This is a genomic window from Bombella pluederhausensis (assembly GCF_026385525.1).
GTDB classification, from domain to species: domain Bacteria; phylum Pseudomonadota; class Alphaproteobacteria; order Acetobacterales; family Acetobacteraceae; genus Bombella; species Bombella pluederhausensis.
Map to the genome: position 1 here is coordinate 167,859 of NZ_JANIDY010000003.1, position 16,802 is coordinate 184,660.

Genomic DNA, 16,802 nt, shown 5'->3' on the forward strand with positions numbered 1-16,802 from the left:
TTAACTGCCTGCTGAGCCGCTGGATGTCAGGCTGCTGGTGGGGATGGGGCCTTCCCGCCGCCCATGAGTGAACTGGTCTACGATCGGGTTGCCGCTCTCCATTAGCCTGTTGGCTGGTCCTTGCCAGATGATCTTTCCACCATAGAGCATGGCAGCATGATCCCCGATCCGCATGGCGGATGTCATGTCATGGGTAATGGTCAGGGCTGTGGACCCCAGCCGGGTGACACAGTCGCTGATGAGGCCATCAATTACGGCGGACATGATGGGGTCCAGCCCGGTGGTGGGTTCGTCAAAAAAGAGAATGTCAGGGCGTCCGGCCAGCGCACGGGCCAGCCCGACACGCTTTTGCATCCCACCGGAAAGTTCAGCCGGGTTCAGCGGAGCGACATGCGCCCCCAACCCGACCTGAGACAGGAGATGAAGGGCTTCTTTTTCCTGCTCGGCACGATTGCCTCTGGCGGCCTTCCCCTTGGCTTTGAGGCCAAACAGGATATTGTCCAGTACGCTCATGCTGTCGAATAGCGCAGCGTTCTGAAAGAGCATGCCAATCCGTTTGAGCAGTGTTTCATGCCGTCTGCGGCTGGCCTGTAGAATGTTTTCACCATCAATTTCGATGATGCCTTCATCGGGCTCGATCAAGCCAAGGATGCAGCGGAGCAGAAGCGACTTCCCGTTACCGGACCCGCCAATGATAACTGTCGATTTACCGGCAGGCACATCCAGATCAATGCCATTGAGGATTGTCCGGTCCCCGAAGGATTTTTTCAGGCCACGGATGCGGAGGCGGGGTTGGTCGGTCATCGTATCCTGCCGGGAAGAGGGTGAGAATGTTGTCATGCGGTGAAGAACAGGTCTGTCAGCAGGTAATCGAAAGCGAGAATGAGAATGGAGGAGGCCACAACGGTCGCTGTGGCCGCACGGCCCACACCTTCGGCCCCGCCTCGGCTGTTATATCCCTCGTAGCAGCCAAGGAGAGCGATGAGAAAACCGAAGACGGCTGCTTTAAGGAGCCCCACCAGCACGTCATGGCTGTGCAGGGAGGCATAGGTGGTGTGCAGATAGAGCGCCGGGCTGAAGCCCAACTTGGCCACAGCCACGATGAAGCCACCAGCCACGCCCAGAATATCGGCAATCACCACGAGGAACGGTAGGGCCAGAATTCCGGCAATAAGGCGGGGTGTGACCAGATATTTGATAGGATCAGTTGCCAATGTGCTGAGGGCATCAATCTGGTCCGTCACCCGCATGGCCCCGATCTGGGCAGCAATGGCGGCCCCGATGCGCCCGGCCACCATAAGGCCAGCCAGCACCGGGCCGAGTTCCTTGGTGATGGACATGACCACGATGCCACCGATAGCGTTTTGTGCATGATACTGGCTGAAGCCAGTATAGGCCTGAAGGGCAATGACAGCCCCGGAGAAGATGGCTGTCAGAGCAACAACAGGGAGAGAGAGAAACCCGATCTCAAGCAGGCACGATATGACGATCTGCCCATAGAAAGGCAGCCGGAGGGCTCCTGCCAGCCCCCGCAGGGCAAATAGGCTGAGGGCTCCAGCATGATGGAGCCCGCCCAGTATACCACGGCCAAGAAAGATGAAGGGAAGGGTTAAAGCTCTCACACGATCTGCCTTTGCTTTCTGCCGGTCATTTGGATGTCTGGCCCTGTGATGTCACTGGTGTGGCGACCTGTGGGCTGGTTTGGGGTGGCATGGCGGGGGCTGCCATCTTCGCTGGGCTGCCGGTGGTTGGTTGTGCTGCCTGCGGCGTGGCGGGCTGGGCAGGAATCCGCCCGGTGGAGGGAGCCTGCATCTGCATTTTGGTGGGGGCGGCTGTATCCGGTGTGGTCGGCATGGCGGCGTGCGGTTCTGCCTGCCCGGCATCCGGTTTGACTGTGGCAGGGGCCGGAATGGGGGCGGGTTTCACCACATGTGGAAGGGTTGGGCTGTTCAGTCCCTGTGCCTGCCCGTCTGGCTGGGGAGGAAGTGTCGGGCTGCCTGATGTTGTTTTGGAAGGCGTGTGTGCGGGCGCTGCCGCCTCAGGGGCTGTGGTGTGGGTGATGTGTTTCGTACCACCATCCTGAACGCTTCCTGTGACCTTGTTCAGAGTGACGCTCCCGGCATCATTGGTTGTGATGCTGGCATTATTGATGGTTGCCATGATGGAGGCATCGGCCTGATGGGATACGCTCAATGTCAGGCTGTCGATCTGCCCCTGTGCGATGGAAAGCTGGCTGTTATCAGACAGTTGGGCAGAGAGAGCGGAGAGGAGAGCTGTATCGACATCAAGGTTTGCGCCCCCCGTGGCGTTGATCTGCGCTGCCCGGTCCAGCTGGTGGATATGTGCCTGTGTTGTCCCGGAGATGGACATGTCCAGTGATTCCACCCGGTCCACTTGGAGAGAGGCATCATCCAGATTGCTCTCCAATGTCGTGAGGGTACCGTTGATGGTGATATGGGCCTGAGGGCTGTCATGCAGGGTCAGCGCCGTATCACCGGAGAGGCGCATGGTCAGTCGCCCCCCTTTGGGGCAGTCATGGAGGGACAGGCGGAGGTGGCTCTCTGTACCGTCACGGGTTGTCTGTATGACGGGGGTCAGGCCAGAGGTTTCCTCCAGCACCATGCTGTCTTTCAGATTAGGGTCCACCTTTATATGGACCTGTGCGCAGGGCGTGCTGAGGTCTAGCTCATCAGCGTGGAGAACCGCATGGGATTCCGCCGCCTGACTGCTTCCTGCCATCAGGGTGCTGCCCAGCACGGCCCCCAGGAAAAGGGTGCGCCTCAGGAACAGGGAAAGACAGGTCCGGACGTTACGCGTGCTCACACAGGGACTCCCGAAAACATGAAGATGGCAGGGATGTACCGCCTACTACAGAAAGGACATGAGACAGGTCCTGTCTGCCTGTCATGCTCATGCCCTTCGTCCATTATAGGCAGCCTGACTGCATGAAGATAGCCCGCTTTATGGGCAGGGATATGGCCGAGTGGCCTCTCAGGTCTGTGTTGGGTGTCTCATGCCGAGACAATGATAGCGGAATCCTGCATCACGCCATGTTTTTTCCTGCCATATCTGGCGGTAATCCAGAATCAGCGTTCCCCGCATGCGGGGAGCCAGTTGGGCGGGTGTGATGGGTATGAATTCGGGCCATTCTGTCAGGATCAGCAGGATGTCTGCGTCTTCTGCAGCGTGTAGGGGCGAGTGTGCATAGGTGATGCCTTCTGGTAGCAGTTTGCGGGCCGCTTCCATGCCTTGAGGGTCGTACACACGCAGGGTTGCTCCGGCTTCGTGCAGCAGGGGCAGAATGGTCAGGGAAGGTGCCTGCCGCATGTCATCCGTATGAGCTTTGAAGGTTAGCCCCAGCACGGCAATGGTGCTGTGTATGATGTTGTCACCAGCAAGGGTCAGGACCCGTTCGGCAAGCCGGCGTTTGCGGGCCTCATTAGCGGCGATGGTGGTTTCTATAAGTTGGGTGGGGGTGCCTGCCTGCCGGGCCGAGGTTGCCAAAGCCTGTGTATCTTTGGGGAAGCAGGAGCCGCCATAGCCCGGCCCCGGTGTGAGGAAGTGAGCGCTGATACGGGGGTCCATACCCATGCCACGGGTCACATCGGTGATATTGCCACCTGTTGCCTCGCAGAGGTCGGCCATTTCGTTGGCGAAGGTGACCTTCATGGCGAGGAAGGCATTGGCGGCATATTTGGTGAGCTCGGCACTTTCCAGTCCCATGAAAAGCAGGCGGCTTTTTGGTTCCTTCAGGGGGGCGTAAAGGTCCTCCAGCAGCGAGCGGGCGGGGGATGTGGTGTCAGATATATCTTCTAGCCCTATGATGATGCGGTCAGGGTCCATGAAGTCAGTGATCGCATGACCTTCCCGCAGAAACTCCGGATTGGAAGCGATATGGAAGGTCAGTTCCGGGCGTGCCTGACGGACTATGGCTGCGACCTGCCGCCCTGTCCCGACTGGCACCGTGGATTTTGTGACGATCAGCAGATTGTCAGGAGCATGGGCCGCAATGGCTCGTGCAGCGGCATGGACATAGCTCAGATCGGCATGACCGCTGCCCCGGCGTGTCGGCGTGCCCACGGCGATGAAGACGGCACGACTTTTCTGCAGAGCGGGCGCCAGATTGCCGGAAAAGGTCAGACGTTCAGCCTGCCGCTGTTCGGCAATCAGGTCTTCAAGGCCCGGCTCATAGATGGGGACCTCTCCGGCCTTCAGGCGATCCAGTCGTGTTGGGTCATGTTCAATGACGGTTACGTCAGCGCCAAAGGCCGCCAAGCATGCCCCCGATACCAGCCCGACATAACCACCGCCAATCATGGTAATGTGCATGGGGTCTCCTAACAATTCGAAGTCTAGAGGTATATTAAGAACAAGTGGTCAGCAAATTCACGTTTTGATAAATGTCACTGAATGTGCTTTGGTTTTTATGTTTTGTACATGATTGTTTTTCAGAAGGGTTAGATAGACATGGCGGATATTGAAGTAAACAATATAAGTGTTGGAGAGCTATTTCAGAAATTTTATATTGTCCCAAGCTATCAGCGTGAATATGTCTGGAAGAAGTCTCAAGTACTCCATCTTCTTGATGATATAAGGTCTGAGCAAATTCATGAAGAAAGCTCTGAATATTTTATTGGGTCATTGGTTGTTTGTCCGAGTCAAACAAGGGATGGTGCTTATGACCTGATTGACGGTCAGCAGAGATTCACGACTATTTTCATTTTGTTCTGTGCAATCAGGGATAGTCTTTCCGGGCTTGGTGCTGATGGTCTTGAGGGTATTAAAAAAAGTATTGTTGATGTTGATACAGACCAGTATGGCAGGGACTGTTACAGACCTCATCTTGAACTTCAGTATGAGGATGCAGGGGAGATATTTTCTCAATTGATAGATGGGAAAAATCTCACAAAAGACGGGACTGTGTCCATAAAGAATATTTATGGTGCTTATAATACTGTAAGAGAGTTTTTAGATGATTCTTTTGGGGATTCTGTAGACGATATTAGAAAATTTTTCGGATATGTGACGAGGAATGTGAAACTTATTAGAATATCAACGCATAATTTTGGGCGCGCGCTTAAGATATTTGAAACAATAAATGATCGTGGTATTGGATTGAATGCTATGGATCTTTTAAAAAATCTTCTTTTCATGAATGCTAAGACGTATCAGTTTGATAGTCTTAAGAAATATTGGAAGTTTATTGTTGATGAACTTTATAAAATTGATGAAAGACCCCTGCGCTTTTTAAGGTATTTCATATTTTCTACATGGGGTGTTCCTAGGCTTGCTAAAGATGAGTTGTATGATTGGCTTGTGAAAAATGATAAGAGAATTGGACTTAAAGATAATCCAGTTGCTTTTGTTGAGAAAATGAAAGAAGCACTGGAAGCATATATTAATTTTGTAAATGGAAAAGACAGTTACGGGAATTCAAATCCATTTTTGGAGAATATATCTTTATTATATAAAAAGCGCAATTCTGCTAAACAGCATCTTGTCCTTCTTCTTGCTGGGCGTAGACTTCATCCTGAAATTTTCTCCGCTTTATGTAGGGATATTGAATCGTTTTTGTTTGTCTGTCTTCTCGTCAAAGAAGAAATTCGTACATTTGAGAAAATATTTTCTGAATGGTCTCTAGGTCTTTCAAGAGTGAAGACGATGGAAGACTATAAAATTTTTGCAGATGATACTTTCAAGGTTCAAAAAAAGAAACATGCTTCAAAATTTTTTGTTATGTTCAGGGAGATAGATAATAGATCACTTCCTAAATATCAAATTGAGTATCTACTTGGTAAGTTGACGCAATTTGTAGATAGAAAAGCATATGGTGGTGATATGCCCCTTTCTATGTACTGCAATTCTAGGGATGTTCATTTAGAGCATATTTTGCCGAGACAGCCAGATAGTGAAGTTTTCAAAGAGTTTGGTGTCGGTGCAGATGACCCTAGGTTGGTTTGGTCTGTTGGCAATCTTGCGCTTGTTGAGAAGTCTATCAATATGTCTTTGGGTAATAAGCCCTTTTCTCAGAAAAAGTTTATTTATCCTAAGTCACGTTATCTTCTGACGCAGATCATTTTTGAAAGGCCAGATATAGGGAATACAGTGATTGACCAAGCTGTTTCTCAGATAGGCACGTTTGATGAATGGAATAAAGAGTCCATTCATCAGCGTGCTAGATGGTTGGCTAGGTTGGCCTGTATTGTGTGGGACGTACCAGCTACGGAAGAATAATTCTATTCCCTCAATTAAACGGCTGGTAGCGGAGGGACATCAGGATCATGTCGGCATCGCTTTTGGGCTTGCCTCCAAGGCCGGAGAAAGCCTGTACATGGGTGTGAGAATATTGTCCCCCTACCAGTAGCGTACCGTAATCGCCTTTGGCCGCTGTGTACCAGAAACCCCCAGTGGCCTGCGCTACCGTGCGGATATTGCCAGAGGCAGCGCAGTTGGTGGCGAGTTCGGTAAAGCAGCCTCGCATGTCGAAACCACGGTTGCCATAGCCGTAATGGGCGCCGTCTTCATCAAAGGAGCGGCGGCTGAGGACGGTTTCTGCCCCTGCGTAGGAGTAGAGCTTCAGATTTTTGAGGGGATTGCCATAGAGGCCGACAAGCAGGTTTGCTTCTGGCAGGGGCGTGACGGCACCATTACGCCCATAGGTGTAATCTGGCATGTTTGTGGTGCCGTATCGTCCTAACCCTGTGCCAACAAGGCCAGAGGCCTGAAAATATAGTTTCTTGTCGATGAGAGGCAGGACCATACCGCCCCCGCCGCCGCCAGCGATGCGGGTATGGTTGGTGCCTTCTCCCAATGTGCTGGTGCGGTCCCGAAAGAAGCGCATGACGCCAGTGAGTTCGTAATGCCCCCAACCGGGATCAGCGGCGATTTTGGCGATCAGGTCCGGTGCTGGGTCAGTTGTGTAGTAGGTGGAAGGGTTGTTGACGTTCGTGCCCGTCAGGCGGTCTGTCGTGGTGCAATGGTTGGCAGCGTTGGAGCAGGGGGATACACCTGCCGGGACAGCGCTGGGGTTCTCGATAGAGAGACCGGCAGCGTAGCGTTCCTCTTTGCCGAAGGTTTTGACGACACGGAATTGGGAGTTTCGTGTCCAGTTGAAGCCGGGGACATACTGGGCCTCAATCACCAGAGGGGTCTGTTCGTCACGGGCTAGCATCCCTTTGTTGAAAAGCGTGATGAGGGACCAGCTTTGCCCGCCGAGTACATACCAGCCATCTTCCCGGTCTTTCAGCTCACCATAAACGACACGGGCACGCAGAACGTAAGAATTGGACTGTCGGGAGTTGGAAGATGAACCCGACCCCTGAAAGTCCGTTTCCACATAGGCATCAGCTTCCAGCTTTCTGGTCAGCATGCCTTCTGCCAGCAGAGCGAGGCGGCTTTGTCGTTCAGTCTGGTGGAACTCGCTCATATGAGAGGCGGGCTGGTTATGCCACGGGATGCCATTATAGGCGCTGGCAATGTCTGCCGCACTGTTGCGGGACCGCCAGACTCCAGCGGCTTCCAGATACCCTCCCAGTGTCAGGCGGATACCACCTACCTGTAGCTGTCCCCGGCGCAGGGGGCTGTAAAGGTCCGGATGGGCAGGGGGGATGGCTGTCAGTTCGCCGTAAGGTGTGCTGGCTGTGCGGGATGGGGTCAGGATGGGATTGTCTGCAAGGCCGAATACATCGTCATTTTTGCTGTATGGTCGAGCGCTTCCGCCGTAGCTGCCTGCTTTGGTCTGGCCCAGAAGTCGGGCGCGGGGTGTGTAAGGATCAGCCTCAATGAGCTCCCGTTGGCGGGCAAGCTCAGCCCTTATGCGCCGATTCTCGGCGGCTTGCTTCTGTTTCATCACATTCAGCTGTGCCTGCATGGCGTGTATCTGCTTTTCCATCAGAGCGATGGCGTCACTGGACCCGGCTGCATGGGCGGATGAAAGAAAGGATGATGCACTATATGACAGTAATGTTACTGTCATAAAACTGTAATAAAGAGACTTTGTATTACGTTTAAGGCCGAGATTCACGAAGTTTTCCTCTCTTTCGTATCCGTAATTCTGTTTATTTACTAATTTTTTTCTGTTTAAAAAGTCTTTTCTTGAGTTTGGCTTATATTTTTATTGTCTGTATCGGCTGTGCAGCTATAACGGCAGATAGGTGATCATTGTCGTGTGCCGAGGGATTTATGCGTCCGAGAAACAAGCCTCTTTTCCGCTGGGAAAATTGCAGGAGAGCTTTCATGATGGTGCTGTCTGTTTCGTCAGCATTTGTGGGGGCTGCTCAGGCTGAGGAGGTGGAAGTGACCGGCGCCGGGTCCAGCTTCGCTGCCCCTGTGTATCAGAGCTGGAGCATCCCGGCAGGCAAGAAGACGGGCGTGCTGGTTAATTATCAGACGGTTGGTTCCAGTGCCGGGCAGGATCAGGTCATGGAACGGACGGTCGATTTCGGGGCATCCGACAAGCCTATGAGTGCCAGCCGTTTGGCAGAGGCGCATCTTTATCAGTTCCCGACTGTCATGAGTGGTGTGGTGCTGGTGGTCAACCTGCCCGGTGTTCCCGCTGGCAAGTTGAAGCTGGATGGCCCGACAGTGGCGGCGCTGTATGATGGCCGTATTACGGACTGGGATGATCCTCGTATCACAGCTCTGAATCCTGGTCTTACCCTGCCGGATATGGGGGTCGTGGCCGTGCATCGGGCTGATGGGGCCGGGACGAGCTACGTTTTCACTTCATATCTCTCCCAGACATCACCGGAATGGCGTGAGAAGATCGGGGCCGGGACCCTTGTGGAATGGGCTGGAGGCGCTGGTGCCCGTGGCAATGATGGCATTGCGGCTCTGGTTCGCCAGACTGAAGGCAGCATCGGCTATGTGGAATATGCCTATGCGGCTCAGAACCATCTGGGCATCGTGAAGCTGAAAAATCATGACGGGCGCTTTGTTTCCCCCTCCTTAAAGGGATTTGTGGCGGCGGCCTCCTCTGCGGAGTGGAAAGCGGAGGATCATTTTTCTGTCAATCTGCTGGACCAGCCGGGTGAAGAAAGCTGGCCCATCGTGTCCGCCACCTATGTGCTTGTCCCGGAAGATCTGGTGGGCAGTGCGGAAGGTCAGGGTGTGAAGCGCTTCTTTAGCTGGGGCTTTGCCCATGGGACGAAGATCAATGCCAAGCTGGGCTATGTGGGCCTGCCGAAGCCTGTCAGTGATGCTGTTTTGTCGAGTTGGCCTTCGAGCGCAGCAGGGCAGTAAGGAGGGAGACCTGCCCTTCATGCCGCAGCCCGTGCCAGCTTAGGAGCGTATCAGCCAGAAAGGCGAGCAGGGCTGCCACGGTGCAGCCCAGTGCACTGCCGAACAGGGCCAGCAGCCAGAGTGATGTGGTGGCATCTCCGAGGGAGCCAACAAACAGGGCGATGGCAGCGCCGCAGGTCATGGCTCCGCCGAGCCCGTTGAGGATGATGGCAAGGTCCAGCACGACAATGCGGCGGGTCAGGCGCTTCTGGCGGGTCTTCAGCCTTTGCGGCGTATCGTAGCTATATTGCGGGTCTTTCCCATCCGGTGGGGATGCAAGCAGGCGGTTGACGTTGTCCAGATGGTCCGAGACACGGGCCAGCCTTGTGTTGAAGATATTGATCAGCGTGCCGATACCGGAGAGCATGAAGACAGGCGTCAGAGCCATCTGGATGATGTGGGCAGCGTCGTCAATATTGTTCATCTGTTGCGTCAGAAAAGGCAGGTTGCTCAGAAGGGGCACGGTCATGATGGGTCTGGATATGTTATGCGCGGGGGCATTATGCTGAACATGGCCTGCTGAGGCCATGGGGCCCCTGTCCTGAAAACAGGGGGTACCACAGGATGGGGCGATAATGCACAAGGGAAGCCGGATGAGCAACAGGACTGTGAAGACCATGGCGAGGTGGGCAGGGTGCCGGGCTATGGCTCTGCTGCTCTGCATGGCGGGTAGTATGGTGTCAGTACAGGCGCAGGCAGAGGATGGAGGTGAACATCCTTCTGTCTGCTCGCCTGCGACCCGTCAGGTGGAGCTGGCCTGCCAGAGTTGGACGGAGATTGAGGCAGCTCTGAAGAAAGGGGTTAGGACGGTTCTTCTGCCCGTTGGGGGTACGGAGCAGAGCGGACCCTATATGGCGGTGGGCAAGCATAATGTCCGTGCTTATGTTCTGGCAGATGAGATTGCCCGCAGGCTGGGGAATGCCTTTGTGGCGCCTGTCATTGCCTATGTGCCGGAAGGTTCAACCCATCCTCGGACAGGGCATATGCGTTTTGCGGGAACATTATCCATTCCGCCTGCCGTCTTTGCGGGGTTGATGGAGGGGGCAGCGGAGAGTCTGCGGGCGCAGGGTTTCACCACCATCGTGTTTCTGGGTGATCATGGTGGGTATCAGACCCAGCTGGCCAGTCTGGCGGCCAAGCTGAACAAACGGTGGGCTAAAGGGGGGACGGCAGAGGTCCTTTTTGTTGGGGCCTATTATGATGTCATAGCCGGGAAATATGCAGATTATTTACGCCAGCAGGGGCATGGTGTGGCTTTGGGGAAACATGCCGACATAAGCGATACATCCCTCATGCTGGCTGTGGATCCGTCCCTTGTGCGGGAGGGGCTTCTGAGGCAGGCTGAGAAACCAGATTCTGCCGATGGTGTCTATGGTGGCGACCCGCGGCAGGCAACGGCTGAACTTGGCCGGGTCGGCACAGCCATGCAGGTGCAGGCTGCCGTTGAGGCCATTTCGTCTTTTAACAGGAGACACCCATGAGGCTTAAAGTTTCTTTTCTGGCAATGGGAGCCCTGCTGGCTGCGGGAGCAGCACAGGCTCAGCAGGTAGCCAACCATCCAGACCCGCAGGATGAGCCCATCGCTGCGGATTCACCCAAGCCCTTCCCGGATGGTGATCCAGCGGCTGCCGCAAAGACGGCGCCTGCACCGGCGTCAACACCCGCACCAGCGCCGACACAAGTCCCTGCGTCAGTGCCAGCGCCGGCTCCGGCAGCTGCTGCGCCTTCAGCTCCTTCTGCTACTGTGGCGGAGCAGGCACCTGTCGTGCACACCATTCCCGGTATGCCGCCTGTTCTGGATGTTCATAATATCTATAGCGAGGCGAGTGGCCCGGAGAAGTTGTCTCCTGTTGTGGCACATGATCTGGAGCGGGTTTATGTGCCAAACCTGCGTGGTAACAGCGTTTCCGTGATTGATCCGAAAACCTACAAGGTTGTGGATACGTTTCCTGTTGGGCGGTCTCCTCAGCATGTTGTGCCCGCATGGGACCTGCGGACCCTGTGGGTGACGAATAACAGTGAAGGCCATACGGATGGGTCTCTGACACCGATTGACCCGGTGACAGGCAAGCCCGGTAAGGCCATCCCTGTGGATGACCCGTACAACATGTATTTTACGCCGGATGGTCAGAATGCCATCGTGGTAGCGGAAGCTCATCGCCGTCTGGATTTTCGTGACCCGCATACCATGGAGCTGAAAGGCTCTGTTGAGGCGCCGCTCTGCGAAGGGATCAATCATGCGGCGTTCTCGGTGGATGGGCGCTATGCGATCTTCACCTGCGAGTTTGGGCGGTATCTTGCCAAGGTGGATACAGTCAACCGGCAGCTTCTGGGGATGCTGAAGCTCTCCAAGGGAGGAATGCCGCAGGATGTGCTGGCTGCGCCGGATGGGCATAAGTTTTATGTGGCCGACATGCATGCTGATGGCGTGTTCATCATTGATGGTGACAGCTTTAAGGAGACGGGCTTCATCCCCACGGGGCTGGGTACGCATGGGCTGTATCCGAGCCGTGATGCCAAGCTGCTCTATGTAGCTAATCGTGGGTCTCACATGGTGCATGGGCCACGGCACAGCAAGGGGAGTGTCTCGGTTGTGGATGTCGCTACGGATAAGGTGCTGAAGACATGGCCGATCCCCGGCGGTGGCAGCCCGGATATGGGCAATGTCAGTGCTGATGGTAAGACGCTGTGGCTCTCCGGGCGATTTGATGATGTCGTGTATGCCATTGATACACAGACAGGCGCCATGAAGCAGATTCCTGTTGGAGCAGAACCGCATGGCCTGACGGTTTGGCCGCAGCCGGGCCGGTACAGCATCGGTCATACGGGGATCATGCGTTAAGCGTGTTTTTCCAGTAGGTTATGATAGGAATTGTTGAAGAAAAGGGGAGCGTTTGCTCCCCTTTTTTATAAGGCTGGGCAGAAAGCTGTTTCTATTCTGTTAGAAAATCGTTAACAGATACACAGGTCGCTTCTTTCTTGGTGGCTGGTTTCTCGTCATATTTCCTGATGGTTCGCATGATCAAGACTTTTCGTGACCACCACGTGAGGAAGTGCTTTGCCTTTTTTTTTGCTGGCACCGCTTTCTCTCGTACTGGGTTATTATGCTGTCCTGTCACCTGTCCTTTATGAGACGCAGACGTTTCTCGTGGTAGAAAAGCCCGTCACGGGCGGGGGTGATGCGTCATCCCTAATGGGCACCAGCGGCAGAAATGAAGGGAATTATCTATTCCGGGCTTTCGTGACGTCCTATGAGGAGTTCATGTCTGTTGATGCACGGGTGAATCTTGCCAGACAGTACAGCTTCTTCCCGGATATCATACAGAGTTTTGGCGGGGTCCTATCTTTCTTTTCACGGAGCAGGCGCGCCCTGTACGATTATTACACTCTTTATATTGTTGATACGGATATTTCCCGTAAAGAAGGACTTGTAAAGTTTAGCGTCAAAGCAGCTAACAGGAAGCTTTCTTATGAAATTACCAGAAAAATACTTGATGATGCCCGTTTGAAACTGGCCCTGTTGAATCAGGAACCTGATAGGCTTCTGCTTCAGGAACATCAGGCCACCATGCAGAGATTGACCAAGGCCATTACGGATGATGAGAAGACCATTGCAGCCAATATGCTGTCTTCTGGTATTTATGATGGAAGTGGCTTTTATGCGTCTTCTCAGAAGGCGTGGTTCCAGATAGCAGCTGATCAGATCGTTTTGGAAGGGAAATATTCTGTCCTGAAGGATACGGTGGAGCGTGATGCTCGTGCTATGGATAGAGAAGTGCGTGTTTATGAAGCAGGGAAGACACGCTTCAGTAATGATACGGTAGAGAAACGGAATATCATTCTGGAAAATGATCGTCTGATCCATGAGGTCAGAACATTATCGGGCCTGCTGGATACCGAAATGGCTTCATATGAAAGCGTGGGAGCCCGTGCGATCATGTCACATTATTTCCTGAAGACAGTGAGTGGCCCCGTTGTGGAGGAAACACCTTTCAGGCCGGGATTCTGGTGGAGTGTCCTGACGGTTCTGGCGGTGGGGCTGCTTCTGTTCATGGCGGCTGTCTGATGAGAGGGGCCGGTTTCCTGCGCGGGTATCTTCTGGCAGCAGCGGTTCTGTCTATGCTGGAAGTGACAGGGTGTGGCCTGCCGGAAGCCGGGCCGGGTATCGGGAGCATGACACGCAAGGAGCAGCTGCGGGACAGGAAGGCGCTTTTCTCCAGTCTGGTCACGCAGGATGTGAGCATGGAAGATGCCATCAGGATGGCAGAGCAGGACCGGCGTGAGGAAAAAGAACGTATCAGGGCGGCTGTTCATGCCATTAACATAGGAAGGCATGATGGGAATCCTGTCGCCCATGCTGGGGATAATATCACGGTTTCCATTCTGTCTTTTCCTGCAGCGGGGGAAGCAGCCGGTACTGCACCGGCTTTCGTGAAGCTGGGTTCCTTTCGTGTGCTGAGGGATGGGACGGTCGCTCTGCCTTATGTTAATTCCGTTCATGTTGCGGGTCTGACATATGCCCGGATACAGCGGCGCCTGTCCCGCCTTTATGCAGCCAGAGGGCTTTTCAATACACCTTCTGTCATCGTGCGGTCAGATAGTTCTGGTGGCAGCCGTGTAGCGGATTCCATTCTTGTCGTAGGGCAGGTGACTCGCCCACGGGAGATAGCATGGCTCCCCGGTGGCATGACATTGGCGCATGTTCTGGCCGTGGCCATGAGTGACGGATCAATCTCCAGTGCCAGACCCGGAGGGGATGATGGGCTGCATACAGCCCGCTACAGACTTTCCGTAAGTATTGTTAGGGGCGGTAGGGTGGTTGGTACCGTGCCGCTTGAGGATGCCCTGACCATTGATATGTCTCTGGCACCACGGGACAGGGTGATCGTGAAGAAGGAGGCATCCATCTCGGTTCCTGTTCTGGGTGGTGGCGTGTCCCGGCCGGGGCTGTATGCGTTTGGGTCATCTCCCTCTCTGGCAGAAGTCTTAGCCATGTCCGGAGGGTTGAAAGGTGATGCAGCCTCCAGCCGGGCCGTGTTCGTGCTGCGGTACGAGCGGGACATACCGCATCTCATGAAAGTGCCGTTTGATCGGGCTTATGGTTTGTTCGTAGCGCAGAAGTTCCTTCTGAAACGGGATGATATTGTTTATGTCGCTGAATCGCCATGGGTGCCTTACTCCAAGGTGTTTTCCCTGATCCTTCAGGCGGGTGTTCTGGCGTCCATTGCCCGATGACAGGCAGTGAACGGGGCAAGCTGTTTGATTTTGCGCCTTATAGGCAGATTCTGGGTGCAGAACCGACAGATATTACATCCTTCGAGACGTTAAATCTGTTTCTTGATCGAAATGGAGAGGGTGTTTCAACACCTCGCTTCAGGCGCCTGCCTATTGGTTCGCTTGATCTTGGTATGGGGTGGAAACAGAGCATCAGGCGCCGTTTTCAGGAGAACCCCCTCAACAGGGATCACCGTCCGGAACCGGGATGGCTGAGGCTGTTGGCCAGACGGCGCCGGCGGATGCTGATGCTGTCTCTGGCGGTAACGGTACTCATGTTCATAGGAGCTCGGAAAAGCCTCTTTGTGGGTTTTGATGGGCGGGACGTGATACAGGATGTCTATATGGCGCTGTATCTGCTGTTTACGTTTCTGGCGGTTTATTCTTTTACAAAAATGAGTGTCGGCTATTGGCTAACTCTTAGGGGGCCGGAAGGTAACCCATATCATCCTGTTCATGAGGCTCAAGACCCTCCCGAAACGGACAGATGCGCCATACTGTATCCCGTCCATCACGAGGACATGCACAGGGTCGGAGCTGGCATAGCGTCTCTGATTGAGAGTTTTGAAAGGGACCTGCCTGAAAAGAAGCATCATTATGAAGTGTTTCTACTCTCGGACAGTACGGATGCTTATCATGTCCTGACAGAACAGGCGGCCATTTATCATCTTAAGCAGACCTACCCCGATATGGTCATTCATTACCGGCATAGAGCCCATAACGCTAATGCCAAGCTCGGTAATATCGTGGATTTTCTGCGCCGTTGGGGGCGGGACTATACCTATATCTATATGATGGATGCTGATTCCATCGTGTCCGGAACATCCATTCATCAGTGTCTGCGTATGATGGCGGGTAATTCCCAGATCGGCATCATCCAGACAAATCCCCTGCCTGTGCTGAGACGATCTTTCTTCGGGCGTCTTCTACAGTTCAGCAGTCACCTTCATGGTTCCGTACTCTCCCATGGTCTGGGGGCGCTTGCTATGGGGCATGCCAGCTATATCGGGCATAATGCCATCATTCGGACGGACGCCTTCATCCAGCATTGTATCCTGCCAGAATTGCCCGGAGGGCGGCCATGGGGCGGGAAACCGCTTTCCCACGACATTGCCGAGGCCGCCATGATGGGCAGGGCGGGCTATGAAGTGTGGTTTCTGGCGGATATCAAGGGCAGTTATGAGGAAATACCGGCCACTATGTCGGGGTTTCTGAGGCGGGAAAATAGATGGTTGCAGGGTAATCTTCAGAATATCCGGCTGCTTTTTACGGATGGTCTTCAGGGCCTGCACAGAGAGACCCTGCTGATGGGCGCTCTAGCCTATGCCATGGCCCCGCTTGGCGCCATGTTTATGATCGCCTCGGTCTATACGGCAACTCATATGGTCATTGGGCAGGGGGAGAGTGATGGGCCGGAGCTGTTTCAAATGATGTCTCTGGGGTTGTTTGCCCTAGCCATGATTTTCGTTTTTTCGCCAAGGCTGATCGCTCTGTCCGTTGCCATGAGGCGTAAAAATGCCCCCACCTATGGGGGACGCTGCAAGCTGCTTTTCAGCGCCATGTTAGAGATGATGTTCACGCTGTTCTGCAATCCGGTCATCATGTGTTTCATCATCCGGTTTCTGCTGGCGTGCTTGTGGCGTTCATCCGTCACATGGCAGGCCCAGCAACGGCATGATGTGCCTCTGACATTTCGGGAATGTCTTAAGGATTATTGGTGGTGTTCAGCCATTGGCGTCTTGGCAGGAGGAATGTTGAAGCAGGTTATGGAGGCGCAGCCTGATTATTCGGCGAGTTTTATGGAACAGCTGCCTTATGGCCTGTTGCCGGGTAATGCCCTGTTGGTCTGGTTCATCCCTGTGATTGTTAGTCTGTTGCTGGCCCCTGTGATGGCGTTTCTGACAAGTCAGATTTCAACACTGGCCAATCGGTGCCGATGGTTTCTCATTCCGGAAGAAGTGTCAGAACCGGCAATCATCAAAAGTGTGAAACGTCATCTCGCCATGATGAGAGAGAGCTTTTCGACAGCAGGTGCGGAGATCATCAGATATTCTCTGGAAAATCCCCGGTTTTATGTGTGTCATTATCGGCATAGCCGTCATCGCAAGGCCATAGCGGCACGGCTGCTGCCACGGATCAGGGCAGGCGAGGTGCTGGACCAGCGCAGCCTGATGATCGCTCTGAAGGAGCGTGCCTGTTTCGTAGCTCTGGTGAAGCAATATCTGGCGGCGCAGGGCTATAATGTCTGA

At 54.1% G+C, this 16,802-nt stretch carries 13 protein-coding genes; 7 read left to right on the forward strand and 6 right to left on the reverse strand.

All coding sequences use genetic code 11. From position 1 onward, the window contains the following. The 4 genes from NQF86_RS07205 to NQF86_RS07220 all read right to left on the reverse strand — a co-directional run bounded on the left by NQF86_RS07205 (position 1) and on the right by NQF86_RS07220 (position 4,329). Complete coding sequence (locus tag NQF86_RS07205; RefSeq protein ID WP_266116954.1) at positions 1-804, reverse strand: ABC transporter ATP-binding protein; 804 nt, start codon at positions 802-804, stop codon at positions 1-3. Positions 805-836: 32 nt separating this feature from the next. Then, complete coding sequence (locus tag NQF86_RS07210; protein ID WP_407652883.1) at positions 837-1,622, reverse strand: MlaE family ABC transporter permease; 786 nt, start codon at positions 1,620-1,622, stop codon at positions 837-839. A gap of 25 nt (positions 1,623-1,647) precedes the next feature. Beyond that, the gene (locus tag NQF86_RS07215) at positions 1,648-2,823 is read right to left on the reverse strand and encodes a hypothetical protein (protein WP_266116955.1); all 1,176 of its coding nucleotides are present in this window, start codon (positions 2,821-2,823) and stop codon (positions 1,648-1,650) included. A 168-nt stretch (positions 2,824-2,991) separates the two neighbouring features. Next, positions 2,992-4,329 carry a UDP-glucose dehydrogenase family protein gene (locus NQF86_RS07220; RefSeq protein ID WP_266116956.1) on the reverse strand — a complete coding sequence of 446 codons (1,338 nt, stop codon included), beginning with the start codon at positions 4,327-4,329 and terminating at the stop codon, positions 2,992-2,994. A 138-nt stretch (positions 4,330-4,467) separates the two neighbouring features. Between NQF86_RS07220 and NQF86_RS07225 the strand changes: the two genes are divergently transcribed. Further along, complete coding sequence (locus NQF86_RS07225) at positions 4,468-6,234, forward strand: DUF262 domain-containing protein (RefSeq protein ID WP_266116957.1); 1,767 nt, start codon at positions 4,468-4,470, stop codon at positions 6,232-6,234. A gap of 10 nt (positions 6,235-6,244) precedes the next feature. On the opposite strand, the gene NQF86_RS07230 is transcribed toward NQF86_RS07225, so the two are convergent. Further along, positions 6,245-7,975, reverse strand: a complete 1,731-nt coding sequence (locus tag NQF86_RS07230; protein ID WP_266116958.1) for a hypothetical protein — start codon at positions 7,973-7,975, stop codon at positions 6,245-6,247. Positions 7,976-8,181: 206 nt separating this feature from the next. Between NQF86_RS07230 and pstS the strand changes: the two genes are divergently transcribed. Continuing rightward, a complete protein-coding gene (pstS, locus tag NQF86_RS07235; RefSeq protein WP_266116959.1) occupies positions 8,182-9,240 on the forward strand; it encodes a phosphate ABC transporter substrate-binding protein PstS in 1,059 nt (352 codons plus the stop codon). Here pstS and NQF86_RS07240 read toward each other — a convergent pair. Continuing rightward, the gene (locus NQF86_RS07240; protein ID WP_266116960.1) at positions 9,191-9,748 is read right to left on the reverse strand and encodes a DUF2721 domain-containing protein; all 558 of its coding nucleotides are present in this window, start codon (positions 9,746-9,748) and stop codon (positions 9,191-9,193) included. The two genes, pstS and NQF86_RS07240, sit on opposite strands and share 50 nt — an antisense overlap. Positions 9,749-9,953: 205 nt before the next feature. Here NQF86_RS07240 and NQF86_RS07245 point away from each other — a divergent pair, with 205 nt between their 5' ends. From NQF86_RS07245 to mdoH, 5 genes are all read left to right on the forward strand, one after another. Beyond that, positions 9,954-10,760, forward strand: a complete 807-nt coding sequence (locus NQF86_RS07245; RefSeq protein ID WP_407652888.1) for a creatininase family protein — start codon at positions 9,954-9,956, stop codon at positions 10,758-10,760. Next, entirely contained in the window at positions 10,757-12,121 is a 1,365-nt protein-coding gene (locus NQF86_RS07250) for a YncE family protein (RefSeq protein ID WP_266116962.1), read from the forward strand. Before NQF86_RS07245 ends, NQF86_RS07250 begins: the two co-directional genes overlap by 4 nt. A gap of 216 nt (positions 12,122-12,337) precedes the next feature. After that, complete coding sequence (locus NQF86_RS07255) at positions 12,338-13,345, forward strand: hypothetical protein (protein ID WP_266116963.1); 1,008 nt, start codon at positions 12,338-12,340, stop codon at positions 13,343-13,345. Further along, entirely contained in the window at positions 13,288-14,514 is a 1,227-nt protein-coding gene (locus NQF86_RS07260; RefSeq protein WP_266116964.1) for a polysaccharide biosynthesis/export family protein, read from the forward strand. Before NQF86_RS07255 ends, NQF86_RS07260 begins: the two co-directional genes overlap by 58 nt. Beyond that, a complete protein-coding gene (gene mdoH / locus NQF86_RS07265; protein ID WP_266116965.1) occupies positions 14,511-16,802 on the forward strand; it encodes a glucans biosynthesis glucosyltransferase MdoH in 2,292 nt (763 codons plus the stop codon). The genes NQF86_RS07260 and mdoH overlap by 4 nt, the downstream gene beginning before the upstream one ends.

Bases quoted from the DNA above. Each gene is read 5' to 3' on its own strand.
- NQF86_RS07205 (WP_266116954.1), bottom strand. From the start codon at position 804: ATGACCGACCAACCCCGCCTCCGCATCCGTGGCCTGAAAAAATCCTTC.
- NQF86_RS07220 (WP_266116956.1), bottom strand. From the start codon at position 4,329: ATGCACATTACCATGATTGGCGGTGGTTATGTCGGGCTGGTATCGGGG.
- NQF86_RS07225 (WP_266116957.1), top strand. From the start codon at position 4,468: ATGGCGGATATTGAAGTAAACAATATAAGTGTTGGAGAGCTATTTCAG.
- NQF86_RS07230 (WP_266116958.1), bottom strand. From the start codon at position 7,975: ATGACAGTAACATTACTGTCATATAGTGCATCATCCTTTCTTTCATCC.
- pstS (WP_266116959.1), top strand. From the start codon at position 8,182: ATGCGTCCGAGAAACAAGCCTCTTTTCCGCTGGGAAAATTGCAGGAGA.
- NQF86_RS07240 (WP_266116960.1), bottom strand. From the start codon at position 9,748: ATGACCGTGCCCCTTCTGAGCAACCTGCCTTTTCTGACGCAACAGATG.
- NQF86_RS07245 (WP_407652888.1), top strand. From the start codon at position 9,954: ATGGTGTCAGTACAGGCGCAGGCAGAGGATGGAGGTGAACATCCTTCT.
- NQF86_RS07250 (WP_266116962.1), top strand. From the start codon at position 10,757: ATGAGGCTTAAAGTTTCTTTTCTGGCAATGGGAGCCCTGCTGGCTGCG.
- mdoH (WP_266116965.1), top strand. From the start codon at position 14,511: ATGACAGGCAGTGAACGGGGCAAGCTGTTTGATTTTGCGCCTTATAGG.